The following is a 24,130-nucleotide window of genomic DNA, read 5'->3' on the forward strand; positions in this document are numbered from 1 at the left end:
AGCGATGGAGACGGAGCCGAGCGGGCCCCCTCCGCGCATCGAAGACCGGCCGGCGAACGCCTGTTTCCGCTGCGGAACGGACTACGGAAGCGTGGCGCTGCCGCGGATCGCCGGATTGCCCGTGTGCGATGGGTGCGCACGGATCCTGCGGAACCGCCCGTTCCCCGGCTGGATCAAGATCGCCTTCGGCGCGCTGATCCTCCTCGCCGTCCTCGCCTTCGTCTACAACCAGAGATTCTTCCTCGCCCACGTCGAAATGCAGCGGGGCCTCCGCGCGCTGAAGAGCGGAAACGTGGAACGGGCCGTCGCCCTGTTCGACGAGGCGGCGGAGCGCGTGCCGGACGAACCGGGGCTCCGGGCATTGTCCCTCTATTTCCGTGCGTTGCTGCTGGTCGGCCAGGAGCGCTCTGCCGAGGCGATCCCCCTCCTGAAGGAGGCGCTGGCGATCAATCCGAACGAGCCGACAATCGCGGCGGCGCTCCTCCAGGCGGAGGCCGGCCTGGCCTACGAGCAGAAGGACTACGATCGTTTCCTCGAAGTCGAGCAGACGGTGGCGAAGAAGCAGCCGGACGATCCGATCGCCGCGCTCGGCGTCGCCTCGGCGCACGCCTGCAGGTACGCCGCCACCGGCGACGAGGCCGCGAAAGACCTGGCCGAACGACAGATCGAGAGCGCCTCGAAGATGAAGGGCGCGGAGGGGCCCGAGTTCGCCGAGTACCTCGATCGGATCCGCTACCGGCTCGAGACGCGCGAGATCATCTCACGCAACGAATACGTGCGCCGATTCCCGAACGGGCGGCTCGCGAAGGACGGAGGGTAGCGCATGTTCTTCATCCCCGGCTTCCTCGTCTCGATCGCCACGTTTCCCGGGGTGATCGTGCACGAGGGGGCGCACATGCTGTTCTGCCGCCTGGGCGGCCTGGCCGTCCTCGACGTCTGCTTCTTCCGGGTCGGCAACCCGTCGGGCTACGTGATCCACGAGGAGACGGACAACTTCAACACCGCGTTCCTGGTGTCGGTCGGACCGCTCATCGTCAACTCGATCCTGTGCGTCGTCTTCTGTTTTCCCGCCTTCGTGCCGGTGCGCGTGTTCGGCCGGTCCGACCCGATCTCCTACGTCCTGCTCTGGCTCGGAATCTCGATCGGCATGCACGCCTTCCCCTCGACGCACGACGCGAAAAACGTCTGGAGGCTGGCGCGCCAGCAGGTCCGGACGCTCAAGCCTCTCGTGCTGCTCTCGTTCCCCCTGGTGGTCGCGATCTACGCCGCCAACATCCTGAGCGTTGTCTGGTTCGACTACTTCTACGGCTTCGCCCTGGGCATTCTCCTGCCGGAGTATCTCTTCCAGCACCTCGTCTGACGTTCCTTCTCGGAGCGCGAACGGCGGCATGTGGCGCGCCCGGAGGGGCTCGAACCCCCGACCACCGGATTCGAAGTCCGGTGCTCTATCCAGCTGAGCTACGGGCGCGTTAGGCATCTTTATAACACGGCGCAGGATAGCGGTTCACGTCACCTCGGCGCCACGATGGCCGAAAGTAGCCGGAGTTCATGGGGAGTTCACAGGGGGATCGGCCCTGTTGGAGCGGGCGGTACGACCGCGCGTGGCCACCCGAGACTACGACGCGCTGCCGTCACCGTGGGGAGTTACCTCGCCATCCGGTATCCGTTGTACGTGAAATCGACGATGATCGTGAAGTAAACGTCGACCGGCTCACCATTCTTCATGCCGGGCTTGTAGCGCCATTGGCGGACCGCCTCGATCGCCGACTGCTCGAACCCGCAGTCGCCGCCCGCGCCTTGCAGCACCTCGATATGCCCGATGCTGCCGTCCTTGCTGACGACCGCCTGGAGCACGACTCGCCCCAGAACTCCCTTCCCCTCGGCGGCCTTGGGGAATCGCGGCTTGACCTTGGAGCTTTTGATGATTTCAGGATTTTGGACGTTGCCGACGCCTGCTACAAACACGCCTTCGGGAGGGTCGCGCTTGGCTGGTGCCGGCGGCACCGAAGGCAACCTCGGCGCTTTCCACAGATCGGCCATTCTCTTGAAGATCGCCAGGTCGTCTCCCGACATCTTGTAGCGCACGGTGATCCTGTAACCCGGGAGAGCGATCTCGGCACGAGTCACGGCGGCCAGCTTCTCCACGAGAGCAAGCTGGTTCTGCAAAAGGATTGTCTGCGTCACACGACATCCCGAATCGTGGATTCTGATCTCGTCCGAATCGGCGATCGGAACGGACCACGGCCCTTCCTCGGTCGTTACCTGGATTGATGTGGGACGTCCCTTCGGCGAGTCCTTCACCTCGATCATGAAGACGATCTTGCGCGCGCCATCATCGGCGACCGCGAGGATTGGGATTGCCCGGACCTTGAACTCCTGCCAAGGATCCAGCTTCGGTTTGTACCAGGTGATCCTCCCGCTCTTGTCGTAGCTGACCTCGACTCCTTCCGGCACGGGAATGCCGGCCGGGGACTCGGGAGTGCTGCCCGGGAACGGAGAGGCCGCTTCAGCAGGCCGGAGGGGTTCGTCGCGACCGGCAGCACCCGCGCGAGCGGTATCCCCGAGCGGTGCCGCGCTCGCGAGAATCCCGACGATCAACAAAGGTCTGAGGGCTGGCCGCGCGTGATTTCGGCGCATGGGTTTCCAGTGCGCGATTATGCCACGTCGACCGGGCCGGGTGAAACTCTGCTCCCGTGTGCGCTTCATCCAGAAGGGAGTGCGAGCGGACGGGCAGATCAGCGTCCTCCGCCCTGGCGGGAGCGGGAGCGATCCGGCGGCGTCGCTCCGCCAGGTCCCGGGTGGGCACGGATGCGGGTCTGCGCCCCGCCTCAGTCCATCGTGCCCAGGGCGATGACCACGTCGGTGCCTTCGATCGGAGTGCCGTCCTTCAGCTGCCCGCTCAGGCTCAGGGTCAGCACCTCGCGGTCCGCCGGCGGGCGCCCGAGGGCTGATGTGATCGCCGCCACGAGCTGCCGCGTGTCGAACTTCAGCGCGAGATCCAGAAGACCGTCGGGGCCCGAGGCGGTGCAGGGCTCGCCCGTTCCCGGGGCGCCGACATCTTCGAAGTCAGTCCTGAGGGGAGCGACGCCGACCAATCTGATGGACGCCGGATCGATGTCATGTGCGTCCACGGCATCGGTCCCGAGGATCGCGGCCGGAAGCACGCCGCGACTTCCGAGGTTGAGCAAGTTCGGGCAGGACGACGGCTTGATGTCGAGCGGCACGGTCAGCGCGGGCTCCCCGAACGTCACCTCGATGCGCGGCGGGATCGTGGCGAGCTCGCCGAACGCCGAGCCGCCGGCACCGCCGCCACACTGAGGATCGCATGTGAGCTTGACGCGAAACCCGAGCCCCTTCCCGCGGAACTGCGCGAGGACCGCTGTGACATCGAAGGTGAACACCCCCGTAGGCTCGTTGTTGTCCGTCTGGAACGTCGCGTTCGGAGTCGTGGGGCGATCGTAATCCTCGACCGACACGGCGAGGTCCGCGGCATAGTAGGACAACTCGTGGGTGTCCGGTGGCACAGGGTCGGAGATAGTCCCCCTGGTCTCCGTCAGGACCAGCGTGGCTTTCTGCACGGACGTTTCGAACGCGGGGATCTGGAACTCGGCGAATCCCCGGCGGAATTCCAGGAGGTTCAATTGCCACCAGGTGGACTCTATCAGTCCTCCTACCGGGGCCGGTTCGAGGAGGCCGATTTGCGGCAGATAGCGGATGCTGCCCGTCACCTGGGGCAGGAGGACGACATCCTGGGCGTGTGCGTGGACGGCGGCGATCGCCGTCATCGTGAGAGCGGCGATCGCCGCGATCGGGAAACGGTGAGTCATCGGGATCCCTCCTTAGCGTGGGAATTTCGGATTGCTGAAATGTACCCAACGCCGTCGCCGCCCGCGCCGCGATCTGCAACGAAATGCGGTGGGAAGACCGCGTCCGCCCGTTCGCTTGCTTCAGGTATTCACCCGATCTCCCATCCGGTCGGCGCCTCCTGGTGTGCCGACCAGCCCTTCTCCACAACGAGCTGGTGCCCGGCCAATTTTCGGGTAGACTAACGGGCACTCGGAAACACAGCCGCCGTCGCAGGGCCAGGCCCCGGCGGCACCTTCTGCGACCGCGGCACACCGCTTCGCGTTCGCCGATACGTCAGGACAGGGCGCCCCATCCCCATGGCCGGCGAACGTCCGCGTCAACCAGGACTCAACCGGCAATCCCCAGGCGGAGTCCTCGCTCGCCGTGGATCCGCGGGATCCGCACCATCTGGTCGCCGTTTTCTGGGAGGCGATCAGCTACGACCCCGCAAACCCGGGGAATCGGCAGAAGCGCCTGAACTGGGCCTGGAGCCGGGACGGCGGGCTGACCTGGCAGAGCCGGCGCTTCGAGAATGACCTCTACAGCAGCGATCCCTCCATCGTCGCCGACCGTGACGGAAATTTTTATATCGAGGCAATCCTCACCCCCGACGTCCATTTGGACGTGGGATCGAGCATCGGGGTCCTCAAATCCACCGACGGTGGGGAGACGTTCGTCAAGACGGCCGATATCGGCCTCAACCGATCCATGGACAAGCCGTACATGACGATCGATCCGGCCACCGGCGCTCTCTACGTGGTCTTCACGCAGAGCATCGACCTGGACGATTTCGACGAGGACGGCATCCTGAACGACGGCGATCTGGACGGACAGTACGCCGATCACCCATGCACGGGCGGAGCCACCGCGCACTGCGACGACAACTGCCCGGGCACGCCCAACGGCGACCAGCGCGACACGGATCAGGACGGGATCGGGGACGCTTGCGACGATTGACCGCGGGGAGGCCGCAATCCTCCGCGATCGGCGCCGGAGTTCACCTGGGGTCAACGACGGTTCCCGGCGAGACGTTCTTGTAGATCCCGATGACCCGGTCGAGAAGCCTCAGGGCGTCGACCTTCTTCCGCTGGAAGGAGTTGCGGCCGATGATCGAGCCGAAGCCGCCTCCATCGTGGATGCTGCGGACCTCGTTGAGCACGGTGTCGTCGGACTCGGCCGGGCCTCCGGAAAAGATGACGATTCGGCGGCCGTTGAAGGCGCACTGGACTACGTGACGCACCCGTTCGGGGACGGTCTCCACCGGAATCTTTTCCTTCAAGTAGACCTTGCGGGCGGCCTCCTGCTCGATGTGCGCGGAGGGAAGCTTGACCTTGATGATGTGCGCTCCGAGCTGGGCGGCGATCTGGGCGGCGTAGCCGGTGACGTCGATGGCGGTCTCCCCTTCCTTGCTCAGGCCCGAGCCGCGCGGGTAGGACCAGACTACGACGACCAGCCCGTGGCGCTTGGCCTCCTCGGCGTAGGCCCGGATCCGGCCGTACATCTCCAGACGATGCGACGAGCCGGGATAGATCGTGTAGCCGATGGCCGAGCAGCCCAGACGCAGGGCGTCGCCGACGCTGCCGGTCATCGCCTGGTCGGGGTCCCTTTCGTCCCCGAGGGCGTCGTGGTTGTTGACCTTCAGGATGAGCGGAATCTGCCCTGCGAAGTCGCGCGCCGCCGCCTCGAGGAAGCCGAGCGGCGCGGCGTAGGCATTGCAGCCGGCCTCGATCGCCAGCTCGAAGTGATAGCGGGGGTCGTAGGCGGGGGGGTTCGGCGCGAAGCTGCGCGCCGGGCCATGCTCGAACCCCTGGTCGACCGGCAGGATCACCAGCTTGCCGGTGCCGCCGAGCTTGCCGTGGTTGAGCAGCCGGGAGAGGTTGGCCAGGGTGCCGGGGTTGTCACTGCCGTACCAGCTCAGGATCTCTCGGACTCGTTCGGTCACGTCGCTCTCCTCACTCCATGAATGATTCGTACAGGGCCACTTCAGCCGCGCTGCCGATGACGAGCGGCGTGCGTTGATGAATGGTCCGTGCCGGGATGTCGAGAATCCGGCCGGTTCCGGTGCTGGCGCGCCCGCCCGCCTGCTCAACGATCATCGCCATCGGGGCGCACTCGTACATGAGCCGGAGCTTGCCGTCGGGATGGGCGGCGTCCACCGGGTAGAAATAGATCCCTCCATTGATCAGGCTGCGGTGCACGTCTCCGACCAGGGCCCCGATGTAGCGCAGCGAATACGGTCGCCGGGTCGCAGGGTCCGGCGCGGTCACATGCTCGACGTAGCGGCGCACGCCTGGCGACCAGCGGTTGAGGTTGCCGAGATTGGCGCTATAGAACATACCGCGCTCGGGGCACTTCATCGCCTCGTGTGTCAGGACGAAGGCGCCCCGTTCCTCGTCGAGCGTGAAGCCGTGCGCGCCGGCGCCGGCGGTGTAGACCATCATCGTGCTCGGACCATACAGGATGTAGCCCGCGGCGACCTGCTCCGAACCTTTGCGGAGCAGATCATGCGCCGGATCGATCGGGCCGGCGGCGGACTTTCGATAGATCCCGAAGATTGTCCCCATCGGAGCATCGATGTCGGTGTTCGACGAGCCGTCGAGCGGATCGGCGCACAGGACGTAGCGCCCCTCCCGGCCGGCAAGAGCCCGCGGCTCCTTGAGCTCTTCGGACACGATCGCGCCCACCAGTCCGGTCGATCCGACCGCTTCCAGAACGGCCTCGTCGGCCAGGACATCGAGCTTCTTCTGGGTGTCGCCGGTGGCGTTGATCTCGCCGCCCGCTTGCAACCCCAGGCTTCCCGAAAGAGCGGCGCGCCGCACCACGAGTGTCAGGCGCCTGCCGCACTCCCCCATCTGCCTCAGGAGCGTCACCAGGTCGACCGTCAGCGCCGGGGTGCTCCGGCCCTCATCCTCGAAATGATCGCTCAGGGTCTTCGGCGCCATCGCTCCCTCTATGCCACGGGATCTTCGCGGCTCCGCGTCCCTCTCGGCTGCGACGGCTCTTCGCCGCGGCACGGGTCGCGCAGGAACAGGGGGATATTATAGAGCGCCGGGCCCGACAGCACGCGTTCCCGGCTCACATGTTCATGGATGAGGCGTAGGTGTGCCAGCCGATCGCCTTCGGCACCGCCTTCGCCTTACTCCGACGCGAGCGCCTGCAGGACGTCCACGCGCGAAGCACGCGCCGCCGGCACCAGGGAGGCGACCACGGCCGCGCCCATGAGAACGGTGGCTGCGCCGAGGACCGGCAGCACGCCCGGCATGCGCGCGGTCTCGAAGTAGCTTTCCGCGATGCGGGCGAGCAGATAGCCGCCGGCAACGCCGGCGACGATCCCTGTCGCGGCGATCTGCGCGCCCTCCAGGAGGACGCGCGTCAGCAGCTGCCGCGGCGTGGAGCCGATCGCCAGCCGCACGCCGAATTCGCGCGTCCGCGCGCTCACCGAAAACGCGAGCACCCCGGCGATGCCGACGACCGCGATGAGCAGCGCGGTGCCGGCGAATCCGGTGAACACGAACGCGTTCAGCCGCTCCGGAGCGAGCACCTGGGCGCGGACATCCTCCAGCGTGGTGAGGCGTTCCACGGCCTGATCGGCGGAAAGGTCGCGGAGGGTGCGCGTCACGGCCGGCACGAGCGTGTACGGATCCCCGGCGGCGCGGACGAACAGGCGGGTGGCATAGCGCCCCTGCCAGGCCGGCTGGTAAACCGTCAGGGCCGGAGCCTGCACGACGTTTTCGTCGTCAACGTCCGCCACGACGCCGACGATGCGGAGGGGTGGCGCCTTGGCGAAGAGCGGGTCGGTCCACCACACGCGTCGGTTCAGTGCATCGCCGTTCGGAAACAGCCGCTGTGCGACGCTCTGACTGACGATCGCCACGGGCTCGCTGGCGTCACGGTCCGCATCCGTAAAGTCGCGGCCCGCGAGGAGCGGAACTCCGAGCACGGCAAAGAACCGCGGCGAGATGAGCCGCATTCGCCCGGTCGGGTTGTCCTCGCCATCCGCGGGGTGGTAGCCCTCCACGGCAAACTGCCACTTGAGGCCCGAGCTGGGGTCGCGCCAGGGCACGACCATCCCGGCCGCGACCCCCTGCACGCCCGGCAGGGTTTCGATCCGCCGGATCGCTTCCTGAAAGAAGGTCATCGCCGAGGCGCCGCCGACGCCCGGCGCCGAGGGTGGCACGTCGATCGCCAGCACGTGTCGCATGTCGTAGCCCGTGTTCGCCGTCTGCAGCACCGTGAGCGCGACGACCAGCATGCCGGCGCCGGCAAGCAGCACGAACGAACAGGCGATCTGAGTCGTCGCAAACATCCGCAGACGGCGGTTGGTGCCAGGAGTGATCCGGGCGCTGCCGCTGGCCAGCCTGAAGCCTGCCGTTGCCGTGGACGAGGGAAGACGTGGAACGTACGCGAGCAGCACGGCCGCGGCCATGGCCAGCCCCGCACCGACCAGGAGCACGCTGTGATCCACGGTGGCGTCGAGCGCACGAATGGAGAAACGCGAGGCATAGCGGGCGACCGCGGTCACAAAGGGATCCGCCAGCATCAGTCCCAGCACGGCGCCGGCCCCGCAGAGCAGGAGACTCTCGGCGAGCAGGGTGCGGCGGAGCGCGCCATGACCGGCGCCCAGGGCGGCGCGCAGAGCGAGCTCTCCCTCCCGGCGCACCGAGCGGGCCAGAATCAGGTTCGCGACGTTCGAGCACGCTATGACGAAGACGACAGCGGCCGCGGCAAGCAGGACGAGAAGGATGGTCCGTGCGGACGACGCGAGCTGATCGCGAAGCGTCGTGATCCGGAGCTGAACGTGCGCCGACTTGGCGTACGCCTCGGGGTGTTCGTGCATGATCGCCGCGTGCAGGGCGGTCAGCTCCGTTCGCGCCGCCTCGAGCGTGGCGCCCGGTGCCAGGCGGCCGAACAGCTCGGTCATCCGGTGGGAGCGGTCGGTCACCATCGTCGCCCCGAGGTGATGCGGGCTGGTCACAACGTTCGCGATGATCTGCGTCTCGGCCGGATAGGGCAGCGACGGCTCGAGGACGCCGACGACGGTGGCGGTGCCCGGACCGAGCCGGATCGTCTTGCCAATCACCCCCGGGTTGCTGTTGAGCGTGGAGCTCCAGAAACGGTGTGTAAGGACCGCCGCACCCGCCGCCTTGGGACCGTCGTCGCCGGCGTTCAGCAGGCGGCCGAGCACAGGCCGGAGCCCCATGACGTCGAAGAACGACCCGTTGACGACGCCGGCCGTCACCACACGAGGCTCGGCGCCGAATCCGATCATCGTGAAGTCGACCGTGGAGAAATCGCCGAACGCGGCAATCGTCTTGGCACCGGACTTGAGATCGATAATTTCCGGCATGGAGAAGGTCATGTTCTCGGTGCCGACGCCCGGAGCGCTCTGGCGGATGTAGATCAGGCGATCGGCGTCGCGATTGACCAGCGGAACGAGCAGCACGGCCCGCACCACGCTGAAAATCGCCGCGTTGGCCCCGATGCCCAGAGCGAGCGTCACGACCACCGTGACAGTCAGGCCCTTGGCTCGCATGAGAGAGCGCAGGGCGAACCGGATGTCCCGCCCGAAGGCCCAGGCCGCCTCGAGCCAGCGTGACCGCCAGACACGCCGAACGGCGTCGCGAGTGGGAGTGACGCTCCGCCCCGCCTTGCCCCGAATCTTGTCGTCGAGTTTGTCCAGCATGTCAGGCTGCATGCAGCAACGCACAGCAGGTTGCATGCCACGTGGCACTACAGGATAAGGGATGAAACAGCAATGAGTTACAGTCAGGGCACCTTCAGGCGTCCGTTCGATGCTGGGACATGAACGTCCGGATCCGGACAGCATCAAGAAGTTCTGGAAAGGCGAGACCGATTCGTGGAAGAAGAATCACCTTCCCGATCCGAAGGACACGTCCATTGTGAAGATCGACAAATGGGATGCGGTTCTCTACGACATGAAGACCCCCGATGGCAGCAATACGCACATCCGCAGCGAATGGGTCGACCTGGGAACCTGGATAGACGTCCACATCTCGGTGACGACCGCCGAGCCCATCGACGCCGCCCGAGCCAAAGCGATGAGCGTCCTCAAGAGCATCCGCATCACGGAAGCTTCCTAGAGTCGACAGCACATTTTCGGTGGTAGACTGGCCCGAACCCCAAAACTCACCGCGTCCGGCCTCCGGATGACCGGACTCTGGAGGAACCGATGCGACAGGGCAGACGCCTTCCCCTCCTCACGTACCTCGTGGCAGTCTTTGCGTTCGCCGATACGACAGGACAGGGCGCCGAATCCGCGTGGCCGGCGAACGTCCGCGTCAACCAGGACCACATCGGCAATCAGCAGGCGGAGACTTCTCTCGCCGTGGACCCGAACGATCCGCTCCACCTCGTCACGGTCTTCTGGGAGGTGATCTCCGTTGATCCGCAGAATCCCGGGAACCGGCAGAAGCGCCTGAACTGGGCCTGGACCCGGGACGGTGGACAGACCTGGCAGAGCCGGCGATTCGAGAACGACGTCTACAGCAGCGACCCCTCCATCAAGGCGGACCGGCAGGGGAACTTCTACATCGAGACGATCCTCGTGCCGCACTTTCGCGACCAGACGGATGTCAGCATCGGAATTCTCAAGTCCACCGACGGAGGGGAGACATTCGTCAAGACCGCCGATATCGGGCTCAACCGGTCCATGGACAAGCCTTACATGACGATCGATCCGGTCTCCGATGCGCTCTTCGTGTTCTGGAACGATTTCTCTCGCACGCGCGGGCCGAACTCCTGGCGGATTTTCTTCGCTGCAAGCACGGATCACGGCGCCACGTTCTCGACACCCCATCAGATCTCGGCCGAGAGCGCCTTCGGGGGCTTTGCGACGGCCGCCGTAGGAATCGAGGGCGAAGTCTACGCAACGTGGGCGACCATCTACCATGCGCAGAGGATCTGGTTCGCTCGATCCCTGGACGGCGGTCGAACGTGGCCGACCACCGATCGACACGTCACGGATACTCCTGCGGGCGGAGTCCGCCAGTTCGACGCTGTCGGCTGGCCCACCGTCGCCGTGGATCGAAGCGGCGGCCCGCATCACGGTCGGGTCTACGTCGCCTGGACGAGATCCACCTCTTTGATCGGCTCGGTCGAGCTGGCGTGGTCCGACGATCGCGGTGATCACTGGAGCCCATCCGTCCGCGTAGACGATGTCAAGCTCTCGGGCGACTCCCACAGTCTGGCCTGGGTGGTCGTCGACGGCGAGGGTCGAGTGTGCGTCACCTACCGTCTGCTTCGGCCGGACGCCGCCGGCAGCCTCCGCGCGGAATACCTGGCCTTCTCGACGGACGGGGGGGTGACCTTCGGCCCGAGCGTCCGCATCTCCGACGGCATCTACCCCAACCGCCTATTCAACGGAGACTACGACGAGCCGGTCGCCGTGGGGAACAGACTGCACGCCATATGGGCCGATGCGCGCTTCGGAGACAACGACGTCTTCACGCAGAATGTCGACCTGGACGATTTCGACGAGGACGGAATCCTGAACGACGGCGACCTGGACGGACAGTACGCGGACCACCCCTGCACTGGCGGCGCGACCGCGCACTGCGACGACAACTGTCCGGGCGTGCCGAACCCGGATCAGCGCGACAGCGATCTGGACGGGATCGGGGACGCCTGCGACGGGGCGCCGTGATAGCAACTTTCGCGGCAGCCTGCGATGTCGAACGCCGGTCGAGCATCGCAAAGCACGCCAGAGATCTCGTCCATCCCCCGCGTCGTCGTCAGCGGCGCGACCCACGCGTCTCGCCACCGCCGGTTGACCAGGCGGACCTGAGCCTCGACTCTCTGCGCTGATACAAGCAATCCAACTTGTATTCAGGGTATACAAGCCCGAAAACTTGTAACCCTGCGGCATTGACACTCGCGCACGGCGGGGGGTACAAACCGTGGCATGAGTCCTCCGACAACCCGATAGACACCCGCGCGCGGATGCGCATCGAGGTCTGCCATGAGCCCCACATGGCGATGGTCCGTCGTTCTCTGTCTCGCTTTGCTCGGAATCGTTCCCCTGCAGGCCCAGCCGCTGCAGCTCCACTTCATGGACGTCGGCCAGGGGGACGGTGCGGTGCTGATCGCCCCCGACGGCCAGTTCGTGCTGTTCGATGACGGGCTTCTCAACAATTGCGACAAGCCGGTCGGTTATCTGCGTGGCCTCGGCATCGACCACGTCGACTACCACATCGCCAGCCACTACCACAGCGATCACATCGGCTGCGCCGGGGAGGTCCTGGGACGGTTTCCGCTGACCACGGCGGCCATCGACAGGGGCGGGAGCTACCCTTCCTCGACGTACGCCTTGTACGCCGACGCGGTGAAGGACAAGAGGCGGACCGGGCAGGCCGGCCAGAGAATCGTGCTGGGCGCCGGCTCGGCGCGGCCCGTCACGATCGAAATCGTCGCGCTCGACGGCAATGGTCAGTCCACGAGCAACGAGAACGACCTGAGCCTCGTTGCGGTGGTGCATTACGGCCGGTTCGATGCCGTCATGGGGGGCGACCTGAGCGGGTTCAAGGCCCAGGACTACCTGGACATCGAATCGTCCGTCGCTTCGAAGGTCGGCCAGGTCGAGGTCTACAAGGTCAATCACCATTGCAGCGCCTACAGCACCAACGACACCTGGCTGGAGACGATCAAACCGCGGGTCGGGATCATCTCCGTGGGGAAGAAGAACCGCTACGGTCACCCGGCGCCGGACTGCCTCGAGCGGCTGCACGACAAGGGGGTCGTCACGTACTGGACGGAGACGGGCGCGGGGGCGGAGCCCGAGCCCGACCGGGACTTCGTCGCGGGCAACATCGTGGTGACGACCGACGGCGAGGCGACGTTCACCGTGACGTCCGACCACGCCGATCCTCGGACGTACTCGCTCTGGGGCGCGCCGGACGGGAGTTCGACCACGGGCTTCCAGTACGCCTGGAGCGTAGCCAGCGACATCTATCACTACGCGCAGTGCCGCTACGTGAGCAGCATCAGCCCGGCGAACCTGCAACAGGGGGGGCAGCCGCCGGCAGGAAAGCAGCTGCACAGCGGCTGCCCGAAGTAGACCGCGCCCCTATGGCCCGGTGACGCTGACGAGGCTCGCGAGCTCGGGGGCCCCGGACAGCGACTGCTCGAGCACGATGCCGATGCCCGGCGCGTAGACCTTCAGGTCGTAGGATCCGGGCTCGATCCGCGTCGCCTCGAGAGTCTTCAGCGTGTTACGCAGCTTGCCGTACGGCACGGTGACGGTCCCTCCCCGCTCGACGACCCAGGCGGTGTCCTCGGCCTGCCCTGCAAGAAACTCCTGCCGGTAGGCGTCCGGGATCTGAGGATTCGCCTCCATGATGAGTCCGGGCTCGGCATCGTTGACCCCGGCCATCCACGACCCGGACGTGTCGGTCTTCCCGTTCGCGAGAAACGCCGTGGTGTCCTCGCCGAGATACCAGACATTCCCCTGCTTGTCCTGGGCGTAGAAGTCGAACGTCTTCTCGAGCAGCGTGCCGTTGTGGGTGGAGACGTCGCTCACCATCCTCGCGGTGATCCCTTCGATGACCCTCGTCTGATCGGTGACGACCACCGTGTCGACCTGACTCTGGCCGTCCTTGATCCCTTCGTAGACCAGCGTTCTGCCGACCGGGAGCGGGAAGTAAGGGTTGTCGATCACTGAAACGAAATTCGCCGGGTCGAGCACCGGCTCGTAGTCGGTGCCGGATGCTGGCGCGCTCGAAGCGCGCGTGGCAGCCGCGATCGCTCCGGTCATGGATATCGCCGCCAATACGGTGAGCAGCTTTTTCATCATCGGAACCCTCCTTTTATTTGGCCGAAGGATTCTCCACCCGGACTGCGGAGAATTCAAGGAATCGGCGACGATTGCGCAGAACCCCTCTTGCCGGTCCGATGTTCCGGTGATACAAGGGTCGCAGGTTTCAACCCCCGTTTTGCTGGGACGGGCCTCTTGCCGGTGGTGCCGCCGGCGGCGCAGTCTCGCCGGATGCTCCTCGGCACCTCCGACGAGCCGTTCAACGCCGAGACTGGAGGAACGCGCCATGCGCAGGTCGATCCGTTACAGCGTGCGTCTGCTGGTTCTCATCGCCGTAGTCGCGTCGTTCCAACTGCTCGCGCCTCCCGCGCACGGCCCGGCGACGCCTTACCTGTCGGCCCTTTCGGTCGTCGTCCCGGCGCCGACTCTTGCAGCGGGCTGTCCGGACAAGCAGTGCATCAACAACAAGTGCCAGCACGTCGTCGGCTGGGCGTGCGGCTCTGTCCTTCCGGGCAATTTCTGCGAGCGCACCATCCAGTGCACCTAGAGCTCGACTTCGTGTGATTGGCCAGGGCCGGCGGCACCGCCGGCCCTGGTCTTCTCTTCCGGCTGCGCTTGCCGGGGCGCTCATCGAGACCTAACTTTCCCCCGTGCGCATCCGCTCTCAGTCCCATCTTCGTTTCGCCTGGGCGTTCGCGATCTTCTGGAACCTGGTGTCGGCTCCCGCGACCTTCCTGGGCGCCGTGCCGGCGATCCGTCAGGGGAAGGCGGTCGCGTGGATCGCCCTGATCTTCCCGTTCGCCGGGGCGGCGCTGCTCATCTGGGCCGTCAACCTGAGCCTGCGCTTCTGGCGGTTCGGCGTGTCCTGGCTGGAGATGGAGACTGCGACGGCGACGCTCGGCGGGCCGCTGCGCGCCCGGATCGCTGCGAACCGCCTGCCGGAGGACAGCACAGTCCACCTGACGCTCACCTGCATCAACAAGGTCGTCAGCGGTTCGGGGGACAGCCGCTCGACCTGGGAGAAGGTCGTGTGGCAGGAGGAGCAGACGGTGGGCCGCGAGAGGCTCGAGCCGGGCCCCGACGGCGAGAACATCCCGGTGTCGTTCCGTCTGCCGTTCGACGCGCCGCCGACCCGAAGCGACAATCCGAACGATCGCGTCGTCTGGCGCCTGGAGGCGAGCGCCCCTCTCGCCGGCGTCGATTACGACGAGCAGTTCGAGATCCCTGTCGCCCCGGCCCCGCCCGGAACGATTCCGGAAGCCGAAGCGCGGACGACGTCCTCCCGCGCCCCCGCGCGGCCGGAGACTTCGGGTATCCTCGTCGAGCCGGTCCCCGAAGGGGGGACGCGCTTCGTGCTCCCCCGCTGCAGGAACATCAAGGCCATCCTGGTGACCGCCCTGTTCTCGGGCATCTTCTGCGGCGCCGCCGCCCTCTTCTTCGTCCTGGTTCCATGGGATCTGCACAGGAACCCGTTCGGGGTCTTCGTCGGCGGCGTGATCGGTGTCGTCCTCGTGCCGTTCACGCTCTTGATGGTGCTGATCACGCTCTACACCATCTTCCTCCGCACCAGCGTCGTGGCGGGCCCCACGGGTCTGGCGCTCAACAGCAGTCTTCTCGGTCTGACCTGGTCCAGCGCGACCCCCACCCGGGAGATCGGCGACATCACGCTGAAGGTCGGCATGCAGGTCGGGACGACCCCCTATTACGATTTGAAGATCGCGCGCGCTACAGGCCGGCCGCTGACGATTTCGACCATGCTGCGCGACAAGCGCGAGGCGGAATGGCTGGCGGCGGAGATCAAGCGCTCGCTGCGCTGACGCCGCCCGATTTCCTGCGCCCCCGGCCGTGAATTCCCTTTCCTTTCGGAGCCACGGGGTATAGATTCCCAGGATGTCGACACCCCGCGTGCGCTGCCCGGAGTTCCTGCCGGGGTTCACCTGGATCAACACGCGCAGGCCTTTGAGCGTGGCCTCGGATCTGCGCGGCCGCGTGGCGGTCCTCGATTTCTGGACTTACTGCTGCATCAACTGCATGCACGTCCTGCCCGTGCTGAAACGCGTCGAAGAGCGCTTCGCGAAGGATCCGGTCGTCGTCATCGGCGTCCACTCCGCGAAGTTCATCTCGGAAAAAGACCCGCAGAACATCCGCCGCGCCGTGCAGCGATACGGCATCGTCCACCCGGTCCTGGTCGACAAGGATCACGACATCTGGGAGCGCTTCGCCGTGCACGCCTGGCCGACGATCGTCCTCGTCGATCCGGCCGGGTACGTCGCGGACACGCTGTCGGGTGAAATCGAGGAGGACGACCTGGTCTCGAAGATCGAGGCGCTCCTCGAGGAGGGGCGGCGCAAGGGGATCCTGGTCGAGGGGCGGCCGGACACGGTACCCGACCCCGACACGGACCGGTCCTTCCTGCGCTTCCCGGGGAAGGTGCACGTGGCGAAGGACCGTCTGTTCATCTCCGACAGCGGGCACAACCGCCTCATCGTCGCCGATCTCGAGGGGTGCGTGCAGGCGATCGTCGGCGAGGGGGGCGCCGGGGCGCACGACGGTCCGGCGGGGGAGGCGTCGTTCCACAACCCGCAGGGGATGACCTCGGACGACAAGCACCTGTACGTCGCGGACGCCGGCAACCACCTGCTGCGCGGTGTCGATCTCTCGACTCTCGAGGTGACCACGCTGGCGGGTACGGGCCAAAAGGGCAGGGAGCCGGGCCCGTTCGATCCGGCGGTGCCGAGGAGCGTGGCGCTGCGCTCCCCCTGGGCGCTGCTGCGCATCGGACGGCAGCTCCTGATCGCCATGGCGGGCAGCCACCAGATCTGGGTGTACGACACCGACAAGCACCTCATCGGGCCGTGGGCCGGCAGCGGGCGGGAGGACCACGTCGACGGCCCCGTGGCCGAGGCGGCCCTTGCGCAGCCGAGCGGCCTGGCCCAGGCGGGGCGCTACATCCTGATCGCCGACAGCGAGATCAGCAGCGTGCGCGTCATCGACCTGGAGGACTCGACGGTGAAGACGATCGTGGGGCGCGGTCTGTTCGAGTTCGGTGACGAAGTGGGACCGCCCGACAAAGTGCTGCTGCAGCACCCGCTCGACATCGCCGTCGGCGCGGGGACGATCTACGTCGCCGACTCCTACAACAACAAGATCAAAGCCATCGCCTTCGGCTCGATGGAGACGAAGACACTCTTCGGCGACGGCGATCCGGGCACCCTGCACGAGCCGGGCGGTCTGGCCGTGGACGGCGACACCGTCTTCATCGCCGACACCAACAACCATCGCGTCCTGCGCGGCGATCCCCGGACGGGCGGCCTGAAAGAGGTCACCCTTTCGGGCGAGTAGGGCCGGCGGCGCCGGACTCCACCACGAGCAGCGTCAGATCGTCCTCGGGCGGCCGCCCCCCGGCGTGCTTCCGCGTCTGCTCCATCGCCGACTCGACGGCCTGCTCGATCGAGCCGCGCCCCTCGGTGAGGACGCGGACCAGCCGGTCCCGCCCGAACTCGTTCCCGGACGGATCGCGCACTTCGTACAATCCGTCGGAATAGATCGCCAGGCGATCGCCAGGCGCGAACGGGACCGTCGCGTTCGGCTGCCGCCCCAGGTCGATCCCGTACGACAGCAGGGGCGTCGTCGCCGACAGGAGTCGCGGCGCGGTGCCGGGCTTCCAGAGGGCCGCCGGAGGGTGGCCGGCGTTGAGGTAGTGCAGCTCCCGGCCGGGCACGTCCAGGATCCCGAAGAAGGCGGTCACCACACGGCTGGCGTTGAGCGGGGCGAGGATGTCGAGGACGGCGCGCGCGGCGGGGATCAGATCGATCCGCCCCTGCCCCATCATCTCCTGAAGCCCGCGGCCGATGGCCGTCTTGATCATGCCGACCAGCAGGGCCGCCGCGACACCGTGACCGGCGACGTCGGCGACGATCAGGAACAGGCGGTCGCCGGCGAGCGGGACGATGTCGTACAGGTCTCCACCCAGGCTCTCGGTCGACACCCAGGCCGAGGCGGCCCGCACCGTTCCAAAATTCTTCGGCAGCCCCTGCGGCAGGAGGGCCCGCTGGAACCGGCGCGCCCGCTCCAGATCCTCGGTTAATCTGTGGATGAGATCGTCGCGCTCCTCCGCGAGGCGCTGCATGTCGAGACACCAGGAGACGAGCGAGGTCAGGACCGTCTTGGAGAACGGCTTGGTGATGAAATAAAAGGCGCGCTCCTCGATCGCCTTGACCAGCTTGTCGTCCAGGTCGGTCACCGAGCCCGTGACCAGGATGACCTCCGTGCGCGGGCGCAGCGAGCGGATGGCGCGCGTCACCTCGAACCCGTCGAGCCCGGGCATGCGCACGTCGACGATGGCGACGTCGTACGGCTCGCGCTTGATCGCCTCGATCGCCTCCTCCCCGGAAGCGCAGCCGAGCACGTGGTGGCGCGGAGACAGGATGCGCTCGACCGTCCGCAGCATGGCCGGATCGTCATCCACGACCAGGACGCGCGCCGAGCGGGGCTTCACGGGGCGTCCACGCGTGGGGCCGGGCCCTCGGGCGCCTGCGGCTCCGGCTGAGGCCGCGCCGGGCGCGCGCCGCTCCTGTCCCCCGCCACCGGCAGGACCACGCTGACCGTCGTGCCGCGCCCCGGCTGGCTGTCCACGGTCATCCCGCCGTCGCTCTCCCACAGGATCGAACGACAGATCGCCAGCCCCAGACCGAACCCTTCCTGCTTGGTGGTGTAGAACGGCTCATGGATCCGCTTCAGTTCCTCCGACGTGATACCGGCGCCGGTGTCGGCGATGCGCACCTCCACGCGCGCGCCGAGGTGGCGTGCCTGCACCTTCAGGCGCCCGCCGGCCGGCATGGCGTCGAGGGCGTTGGTGAAGAGGTTGAGGAACACCTGCTCGAGCCCTCCGAGACTAGCCGAGACCTCCGGCAGCCCGTCCGGGATCTTCATCTCCAGCGTGACACCGGCCCGCTTGACCCGCGCTCCGAGGATCGCCAGCGTCCCCTCCAGGGCCTTCGACAGGGAGGCGCTGCCGGTCGGACGGCTCTCCGAGCGTGCCAGCTGCAGCATGCCGTCGAAGATCCTCTGGCAGATCTGCGCCGACTGCTCGATCTGCGCCAGGTCCTGTGCGAGCACGTCCGGCTTGGAGGTCCCGGTCGAGAGCTCCTCGCGCGCCTGCTGGGCGAGCGGCAGGATGGCGCCGATGGCGTTCTTGACGTCGTGCGAGATGGCCCGCGCCAGGTCGGCCATGGCGTGCTTCTTCTCCGCCTCGAGGATCCGCTCCTCCATCGACAGGGCGCGCCGCGCGTTGTGGATGACCGAGGCCAGGTGCCGGACGACGCGCTCGACACCCGCCGCCTCGGGCAGGGCGAGGGCCCCCGGCCGGCGCGCCGCGATCTTCAGGAGACCGAGCAACTCCCCGTCGTGCTGCAGGGGAGCCCAGAGGATCGTCCCTTCGGAGGGCTCGGCGCCCCGGCCACCCCAGCGCAGAAGACGCGCCAGCGCCTCGTGGTCGCGGGAGCCGTCGTCGCGCGCTCCCGCTCCCGGCTCGTGGGGCGCCCCTTTCCTCGCGCGGGCGAACGAGACCCAGCGGATCGCCGTCGCGCGCTGCAGCGTTCCGCGCAGCTCGCGGGGCACGCGGATCCTGCGCCCGATCCGGTCGCTCTTTCGCTTGGCCCAGGCGATCTGCTCGGCGTGCAGCACCAGCCGCGCCGCGTCCTCCTCGGCGATGAGGATGGCGCTGCTGTGGTCGTATCGCGTCAGCGTCCTGAGGCCGTGCAGGATCTGGTAGAACAGGTCCTTGGGGCGCAGCTCGCGGACCGTCTTGTCCTTGATCTGATCGACGACGTGGTTGACGCGCCGCTCCTCGCGCAGCGCCGCTTCGTGCGCCACCTTGCGGCAGAGGCGCGCCAGGAAGCGTCCTTCGCCCGGCTCGAACGTCCCCTTGCGGCGGCGCAGCGCCATCAGCCCCGCGGCCCGACCGCCGATCAGGATCGGCGCCATGATCTCGTTGCGCGGCAGCTCGGGGCGCTTCAGATCGAGGAAGGCGTTGGCGGTCGCATCATCCCACCCCTTCCCGACTTCACCCCAGCCCAGGGTCACGAGCTCGCCCGAGACCGGCCTGCGGAGGATGACGGCCCCGGCGTCGGCCTCGAGCTCGCGCACGATCCGGCCGAGGGCATACTTGTAGATCTTCGCGGCCTCCTCGATGCGCTCGAGCTGCGAGCCGATCTCGTTCTGGAACCGCTCGCGATCTGCCGTCGTGCCGGGCACACCATTCCTCTCGACTTGATGCAGGGGAAGAATTCGACCTCCGGCCGCCGGCCGAAGTCTCAGACGCTTCAGGCGCCCCCGTAGCCTATCTGGACCTTGGATCCGTCGACGATCACCGGGACCGATCGGTCCCCCTTGGAGACTTTCAACATTTCCGAGAGGAGTGTCCGGTCCTGCAGGACGTTGAGGTATTGAACTTCGTACCCGTCCTTGACGTAGGCCTCACGGGCCGCGGTGGTGTAGGGTCAGGTGTCCTTGCCGAAGATCCGCACGGTCTTGGCCATGTCGGGGACCTCCTACGAAGGGGGTTGGTGAGCCGTGGAGGACTCGAACCTCCGACCCGCTGATTAAGAGTCAGCTGCTCTACCGACTGAGCTAACGGCCCACTTCACGTGAAACGATCTGGGGTGAGTGATGGGACTCGAACCCACGACAACCGGGGCCACAACCCGGGGCTCTACCACCTGAGCTACACTCACCGCATCTTGTCGCGATCGCTCGTCCCGGGGTCTTCGCAAGGGGGACGGATGGCGCGCCTGAGGGGATTCGAACCCCTGACCCACGGCTTAGAAGGCCGTTGCTCTGTCCCCTGAGCTACAGGCGCGTCGATCTGCAACCGGCCGCGCCCGTCGACCGCCACCTCGATGACTGACGGAGCGGCACATCTTACCATAGCGTCGCGAGCCCGCGACTAGGGCACCTGGAACGGGAAGCTCCGCAGCCGGCCGGTGGAATCGACGGTCACGAGCGTGTGGGGCCCTGGTCTCAGCCCCTCGGCCGGAAGGACGATCTGGATCTTCGTCTCCTTCGGGCCGGTCCACGATCCCTGCCACAGCTCCTTCCCGCCCGGCGCGTCGAGCTTCACCTGGTAGGGGGGGTGCGCCGCGGGGTCGCCGCCTCCGGGCACGAGCTCGAGCCTGTAGACTCCCCCGGCCGCCGCCTGCGGCAGCCGCGTCGGCGACGGACCGGCACGCAGCCCTTCGGCGCTCGCCTGGAGGCCGACGATCGGCTCGGACGGGTCGAGGACCAGCGGCGCCGGTGCCGGCGCCGGAACGGTCCGCCTCCCGATCAACCACGCCATCGGAATGAACGCCGCGAGGAACAGCGCGACGACCTGCAGCCAGAGACCGGCCGGGCGCGCCGGCCCACCGATCCCGGTTTCATTTTGCATGCCCGCTCTCGATTCCGTGTCTCGTGGGAGAGCGACGACCCCGGCGCCCGGTTCCGGGCGCCGGGGGATCGCAGGATGGATGGCGCGCCTGAGAGGATTCGAACCTCCGACTCCCAGCTCCGGAGGCTGGTGCTCTGATCCACTGAGCTACAGGCGCGTTCGTATGACTTCGTCCAGGGGCCCGAGGTCCTGCTCTCGAGCCCGGGGGTGGTCGGGGCGAGTGGATTCGAACCACCGACCCTCTGCTCCCAAAGCAGATGCGCTACCAGGCTGCGCTACGCCCCGCGGACGAAGATTCTATACCAGCCGGCCTTTGGATTGGATCAGTGATGCGATCCGCGCGGCGAAGGACGCGAACCGCCCCCGCCACGGGGTGACGAGCGTGGACTTCCTCCGCCGCCGTGGAAACCGCCGCGGAACGACCCGCCGCCCCGCGGAACGTACCCGAAGGAGTGGTGGCGATACGAGTAGTACGGCGAGGAGAAGTAGTAGGACCTGTAGGGATAGTAGTAGCGAGGGTAATAATAATAAGGATAGGGATAGCCGTAGGAGTAGACGAAGCCGTAGTATCCCGGCCAGTAATCGTAGTCCGGATACGCGCCATACCCGCCATAGCCGCCGGACCCACCGTATCCGCCAGACCCGCCGTACGGTTCCTCCTGGATACCCTCGCCGTTGTACTCCGCCCCGTCATCCGGGGAGGAGGTCGGCGGGGCCTGGGTGGCGTCCGGCTGCGAAGTCCCTCCTTCGGGCGTCCCCGTCCCCTCGCCACCGAGACGGCTCGGGCGACCCCACTGGCTCGCGCCGGTTCCGCGCTGATCCTGGGGAGCTGCCGTTCCGCCGGAGCGCGCGCCCTCGTGATTCTCCAGGACGGCGCTTTCGGCACTGATCACCTCGATCAGATTCTTGCCCGCTCCCGCCTCGCGCAGTCGATCGAGATCTCCTGGAGCAAGACGGAACGCCAGGTTCTTCTCCTCGATGCGGTGGATGATCTCTTTCTGATCGATCCCCGCGTCCATCAAGGCGAGGACGTAATCGACGCCGACGATCTTCTGTTGGGAAGACGCGGCCAGGAGTGGAAGGATGCAGAGCAGGAGGGCCGGCAAAACCAGGGTCATTGCGCGCTTCATGGTCATCTCCGAGGAAGTTCTCTTTCCGGTCCTTAATGATACACCTCCCCCGGGCGCTTCGCCACAAGCTCCGTTCGGCGGGGGGCCGGCCTTGAACGTCAGGACAGACGCGGCTTCCAGGCCCGCGGCCGGATCGGGTTGTCCGGACTGGGGTTAACTGTCGCCGGGATGGTCGGGCGGGGTCTTCAGTGCGCGACAAGCGGCTCTTTGACTTCCGTGATGATCGACGTCACCGGCGCCGCGTTTCGGGGGTCGGAGGCGTCCCGGTATTCCAGGCGGGCGACGATGGCGCGCGCCCCGGTCGGGACCGGAATCGTGAAACGCTCCCGGCGTGACTCCATCGGCTTGATCCGCGTATCGCTCCCGACCGACGCCGCCTTCAAGAAGAGATCGGCGACGCTCTCCAGGACAACACCCTTCTCGTCATTCAGCTCGCGCCGGTACACTCTCTCCTGCCGGTAATCCAGCTTGCCATCGGAGGTCTCGGCGCCGACCGCCAGGACGAGACTCTTGGTGGACAGACCGCCCGGCACGGAGTGACCGGCGCCGGCGTTCTTCACGACGACCACGACATCGGCGGAGCCCCCGCTGGCCGCCACCGATTCGATCTTCAGATCCAGACCGCGCGCCACCTGACTGATGGCGCTGCCGCCGACGAGGCGATGCTGGTTGACGATCCGGAGCGCTCCCTTCGCCGGTGCGTCTTTCGCCACCGTGCCGGGAACGAGAGCCATGTGGCAGTCCTGACAGGGGACCCCGCGCACAGGGTACGGCCCTTCCTTCCACTCGCTGTAATTGGAGAGGACGAGAACCCCCTTGGCATTCTTGAACTCGTGACAGGAGGCGCACAGGAGTGGGCTGGCACGATGCAGGGACGAACGGAGCGTCTCGTGCGCCCGCATCCTGCCGTACTCGAACGGACCGCGTTTCACCGGACCCGGCTTCAGCTCGAACGGCGGCGTCTTGTCCAGGTCCACATCCGCGACGGTGTGGCAGAAATCGCAGGTGACCCCCTCCCGCGAAGTCCCATGCTGCAGCTCGATGTCTCCGGTCGTGAGCGTGGTGGGGGCGTGGCACCAGACGCACGCCTCACGCGCCGCCTTCGCGTCGGTCGCCGGCTCGATCACGCGCCGCAGCGCCTCGAGGTAGGCCGGGCTCGTGGCGGATCGGGCATGCGGCGACTCGCCCCAGGCCTTGTAGATCACATCGTGACACGCGCCGCAGTTCGCGGCCGCCGCGTACGGTCCACCGGCTCGTCGCGTCTGAGCCGGGGCCGCGGACCAGGACGGCGCGCACGGCGCCAGCAGGAGAAGGATGCCGAGTGCCAACTGGCCTTTGGGCGCGTGCCGCATGACGTCTCCTGTACGCCGGTCCTGGCGGGGCCCGGGGAACGGTACTCTACAGCATCCCGCCCAACGTGGCGCCGAGAGTGTTGCGACCGAAGGCGTGAGGGTGGTCGGAGGTCGTGTCTTCTGGCGGACGAGCGTGGTGGGGTGCGGTTGCGGAAGTGATTGAAGGGCCGTCTCTTGCTCGAGTCGGGTCTGTGGCACGCTCCTTGAGTCTTCGGGCTCTGTGCACTGGCCGGCCACTCCCGTCGAGCACCTGGGTGCCTTTCAACCCTCGTTCTGCCCCCGACGCGAGTGTCCCGAGCATCGGCGGACTGCACCGGGATACCGCTTCCGCCGTCACGGTGTGTATGCCAGTCAGAGGCGTTCCCGGGTGCCGCGCTTCTTCTGTTTGAGCTGCGGGCACACCTTTTCCAGGCAGACTTTTGCAGTGTCTTACTATCGCAAGCGGCCGGAGCTGATGCGGCCGGTGGCGGCGGGGCTGGTCGCCGGCTCGGCGCATAGGCAGATTGCGCGCTCGCTGGGATGCGCGCCGTCGACGGTGACCCGGCTGGCGGCGCGGCTCGGGCGTCACGCCATCCTGCTGTTGGCGCGCGCCCTGTTCGAGCTCGGC

At 67.1% G+C, this 24,130-nt stretch carries 22 protein-coding genes and 6 tRNA genes; 10 read left to right on the forward strand and 18 right to left on the reverse strand.

The window, feature by feature from the left end:
• The first annotated feature begins 4 nt into the window (after positions 1-4).
• Positions 5-820: a tetratricopeptide repeat protein gene (locus tag VEW47_17155; protein ID HYS06912.1), complete on the forward strand. Its 816-nt coding sequence runs from the start codon at positions 5-7 to the stop codon at positions 818-820.
• 3 nt (positions 821-823) lie between these two features.
• Positions 824-1,360 (forward strand): DUF3267 domain-containing protein, encoded by a 537-nt coding sequence (locus VEW47_17160; GenBank protein ID HYS06913.1) that lies wholly within the window; start codon positions 824-826, stop codon positions 1,358-1,360.
• A 31-nt stretch (positions 1,361-1,391) separates the two neighbouring features.
• On the opposite strand, the gene VEW47_17165 is transcribed toward VEW47_17160, so the two are convergent.
• From VEW47_17165 to VEW47_17175, 3 genes are all read right to left on the reverse strand, one after another.
• Positions 1,392-1,468 (reverse strand) — tRNA-Arg (locus VEW47_17165).
• Between the two features lie 176 nt (positions 1,469-1,644).
• Positions 1,645-2,706 carry an energy transducer TonB gene (locus VEW47_17170; protein ID HYS06914.1) on the reverse strand — a complete coding sequence of 354 codons (1,062 nt, stop codon included), beginning with the start codon at positions 2,704-2,706 and terminating at the stop codon, positions 1,645-1,647.
• A gap of 122 nt (positions 2,707-2,828) precedes the next feature.
• Positions 2,829-3,827 (reverse strand): hypothetical protein, encoded by a 999-nt coding sequence (locus VEW47_17175; GenBank protein ID HYS06915.1) that lies wholly within the window; start codon positions 3,825-3,827, stop codon positions 2,829-2,831.
• Positions 3,828-4,230: 403 nt separating this feature from the next.
• Between VEW47_17175 and VEW47_17180 the strand changes: the two genes are divergently transcribed.
• On the forward strand, positions 4,231-4,803 hold the full coding sequence (locus VEW47_17180; protein ID HYS06916.1) for a hypothetical protein: 573 nt from the start codon (positions 4,231-4,233) through the stop codon (positions 4,801-4,803).
• A 40-nt stretch (positions 4,804-4,843) separates the two neighbouring features.
• On the opposite strand, the gene VEW47_17185 is transcribed toward VEW47_17180, so the two are convergent.
• The 3 genes from VEW47_17185 to VEW47_17195 form a co-directional block, all read right to left on the reverse strand.
• Positions 4,844-5,788 (reverse strand): class I fructose-bisphosphate aldolase, encoded by a 945-nt coding sequence (locus tag VEW47_17185; GenBank protein ID HYS06917.1) that lies wholly within the window; start codon positions 5,786-5,788, stop codon positions 4,844-4,846.
• Positions 5,789-5,798: 10 nt separating this feature from the next.
• A complete protein-coding gene (gene fbp / locus VEW47_17190; protein HYS06918.1) occupies positions 5,799-6,788 on the reverse strand; it encodes a class 1 fructose-bisphosphatase in 990 nt (329 codons plus the stop codon).
• A gap of 194 nt (positions 6,789-6,982) precedes the next feature.
• Positions 6,983-9,565 carry an ADOP family duplicated permease gene (locus VEW47_17195; protein ID HYS06919.1) on the reverse strand — a complete coding sequence of 861 codons (2,583 nt, stop codon included), beginning with the start codon at positions 9,563-9,565 and terminating at the stop codon, positions 6,983-6,985.
• 73 nt (positions 9,566-9,638) lie between these two features.
• Here VEW47_17195 and VEW47_17200 point away from each other — a divergent pair, with 73 nt between their 5' ends.
• From VEW47_17200 to VEW47_17210, 3 genes are all read left to right on the forward strand, one after another.
• Positions 9,639-9,947: a hypothetical protein gene (locus tag VEW47_17200; protein ID HYS06920.1), complete on the forward strand. Its 309-nt coding sequence runs from the start codon at positions 9,639-9,641 to the stop codon at positions 9,945-9,947.
• Between the two features lie 89 nt (positions 9,948-10,036).
• Positions 10,037-11,509: a sialidase family protein gene (locus VEW47_17205; GenBank protein HYS06921.1), complete on the forward strand. Its 1,473-nt coding sequence runs from the start codon at positions 10,037-10,039 to the stop codon at positions 11,507-11,509.
• A gap of 315 nt (positions 11,510-11,824) precedes the next feature.
• Positions 11,825-12,919 (forward strand): MBL fold metallo-hydrolase, encoded by a 1,095-nt coding sequence (locus VEW47_17210; protein HYS06922.1) that lies wholly within the window; start codon positions 11,825-11,827, stop codon positions 12,917-12,919.
• A 9-nt stretch (positions 12,920-12,928) separates the two neighbouring features.
• On the opposite strand, the gene VEW47_17215 is transcribed toward VEW47_17210, so the two are convergent.
• Complete coding sequence (locus VEW47_17215; GenBank protein HYS06923.1) at positions 12,929-13,654, reverse strand: hypothetical protein; 726 nt, start codon at positions 13,652-13,654, stop codon at positions 12,929-12,931.
• 247 nt (positions 13,655-13,901) lie between these two features.
• Between VEW47_17215 and VEW47_17220 the strand changes: the two genes are divergently transcribed.
• From VEW47_17220 to VEW47_17230, 3 genes are all read left to right on the forward strand, one after another.
• Positions 13,902-14,162, forward strand: coding sequence for a hypothetical protein (locus tag VEW47_17220; protein HYS06924.1), 261 nt, complete (start codon positions 13,902-13,904; stop codon positions 14,160-14,162).
• 103 nt (positions 14,163-14,265) lie between these two features.
• A complete protein-coding gene (locus VEW47_17225; GenBank protein ID HYS06925.1) occupies positions 14,266-15,432 on the forward strand; it encodes a hypothetical protein in 1,167 nt (388 codons plus the stop codon).
• A 73-nt stretch (positions 15,433-15,505) separates the two neighbouring features.
• Entirely contained in the window at positions 15,506-16,957 is a 1,452-nt protein-coding gene (locus tag VEW47_17230) for a thioredoxin-like domain-containing protein (protein HYS06926.1), read from the forward strand.
• Here VEW47_17230 and VEW47_17235 read toward each other — a convergent pair.
• The 11 genes from VEW47_17235 to VEW47_17285 all read right to left on the reverse strand — a co-directional run bounded on the left by VEW47_17235 (position 16,938) and on the right by VEW47_17285 (position 23,523).
• Positions 16,938-18,113: a SpoIIE family protein phosphatase gene (locus VEW47_17235; protein HYS06927.1), complete on the reverse strand. Its 1,176-nt coding sequence runs from the start codon at positions 18,111-18,113 to the stop codon at positions 16,938-16,940. The genes VEW47_17230 and VEW47_17235 overlap by 20 nt on opposite strands.
• A complete protein-coding gene (locus tag VEW47_17240; GenBank protein ID HYS06928.1) occupies positions 18,110-19,870 on the reverse strand; it encodes a HAMP domain-containing sensor histidine kinase in 1,761 nt (586 codons plus the stop codon). Before VEW47_17240 ends, VEW47_17235 begins: the two co-directional genes overlap by 4 nt.
• A 68-nt stretch (positions 19,871-19,938) precedes the next feature.
• Positions 19,939-20,154 (reverse strand): UXX-star (seleno)protein family 1, encoded by a 216-nt coding sequence (locus VEW47_17245; protein HYS06929.1) that lies wholly within the window; start codon positions 20,152-20,154, stop codon positions 19,939-19,941.
• A gap of 25 nt (positions 20,155-20,179) precedes the next feature.
• A tRNA-Lys gene (locus VEW47_17250) sits at positions 20,180-20,255 on the reverse strand.
• Between the two features lie 18 nt (positions 20,256-20,273).
• Positions 20,274-20,349 (reverse strand) — tRNA-His (locus VEW47_17255).
• 49 nt (positions 20,350-20,398) lie between these two features.
• Positions 20,399-20,474 (reverse strand) — tRNA-Arg (locus VEW47_17260).
• 87 nt (positions 20,475-20,561) lie between these two features.
• Positions 20,562-21,041 carry a hypothetical protein gene (locus VEW47_17265; protein ID HYS06930.1) on the reverse strand — a complete coding sequence of 160 codons (480 nt, stop codon included), beginning with the start codon at positions 21,039-21,041 and terminating at the stop codon, positions 20,562-20,564.
• 80 nt (positions 21,042-21,121) lie between these two features.
• Positions 21,122-21,198 (reverse strand) — tRNA-Arg (locus tag VEW47_17270).
• 51 nt (positions 21,199-21,249) lie between these two features.
• Positions 21,250-21,326, reverse strand: a tRNA-Pro gene (locus tag VEW47_17275).
• A 38-nt stretch (positions 21,327-21,364) separates the two neighbouring features.
• Positions 21,365-22,171, reverse strand: a complete 807-nt coding sequence (locus VEW47_17280) for a hypothetical protein (GenBank protein HYS06931.1) — start codon at positions 22,169-22,171, stop codon at positions 21,365-21,367.
• A gap of 185 nt (positions 22,172-22,356) precedes the next feature.
• On the reverse strand, positions 22,357-23,523 hold the full coding sequence (locus VEW47_17285; protein HYS06932.1) for a multiheme c-type cytochrome: 1,167 nt from the start codon (positions 23,521-23,523) through the stop codon (positions 22,357-22,359).
• A gap of 424 nt (positions 23,524-23,947) precedes the next feature.
• Here VEW47_17285 and VEW47_17290 point away from each other — a divergent pair.
• On the forward strand, positions 23,948-24,130 hold a 183-nt coding region (locus VEW47_17290), incomplete at its 3' end, for a hypothetical protein (GenBank protein HYS06933.1).

This window comes from Candidatus Dormiibacterota bacterium, assembly GCA_035635555.1.
Taxonomy (GTDB): Bacteria; Acidobacteriota; Polarisedimenticolia; order Gp22-AA2; family Gp22-AA2; genus Gp22-AA3.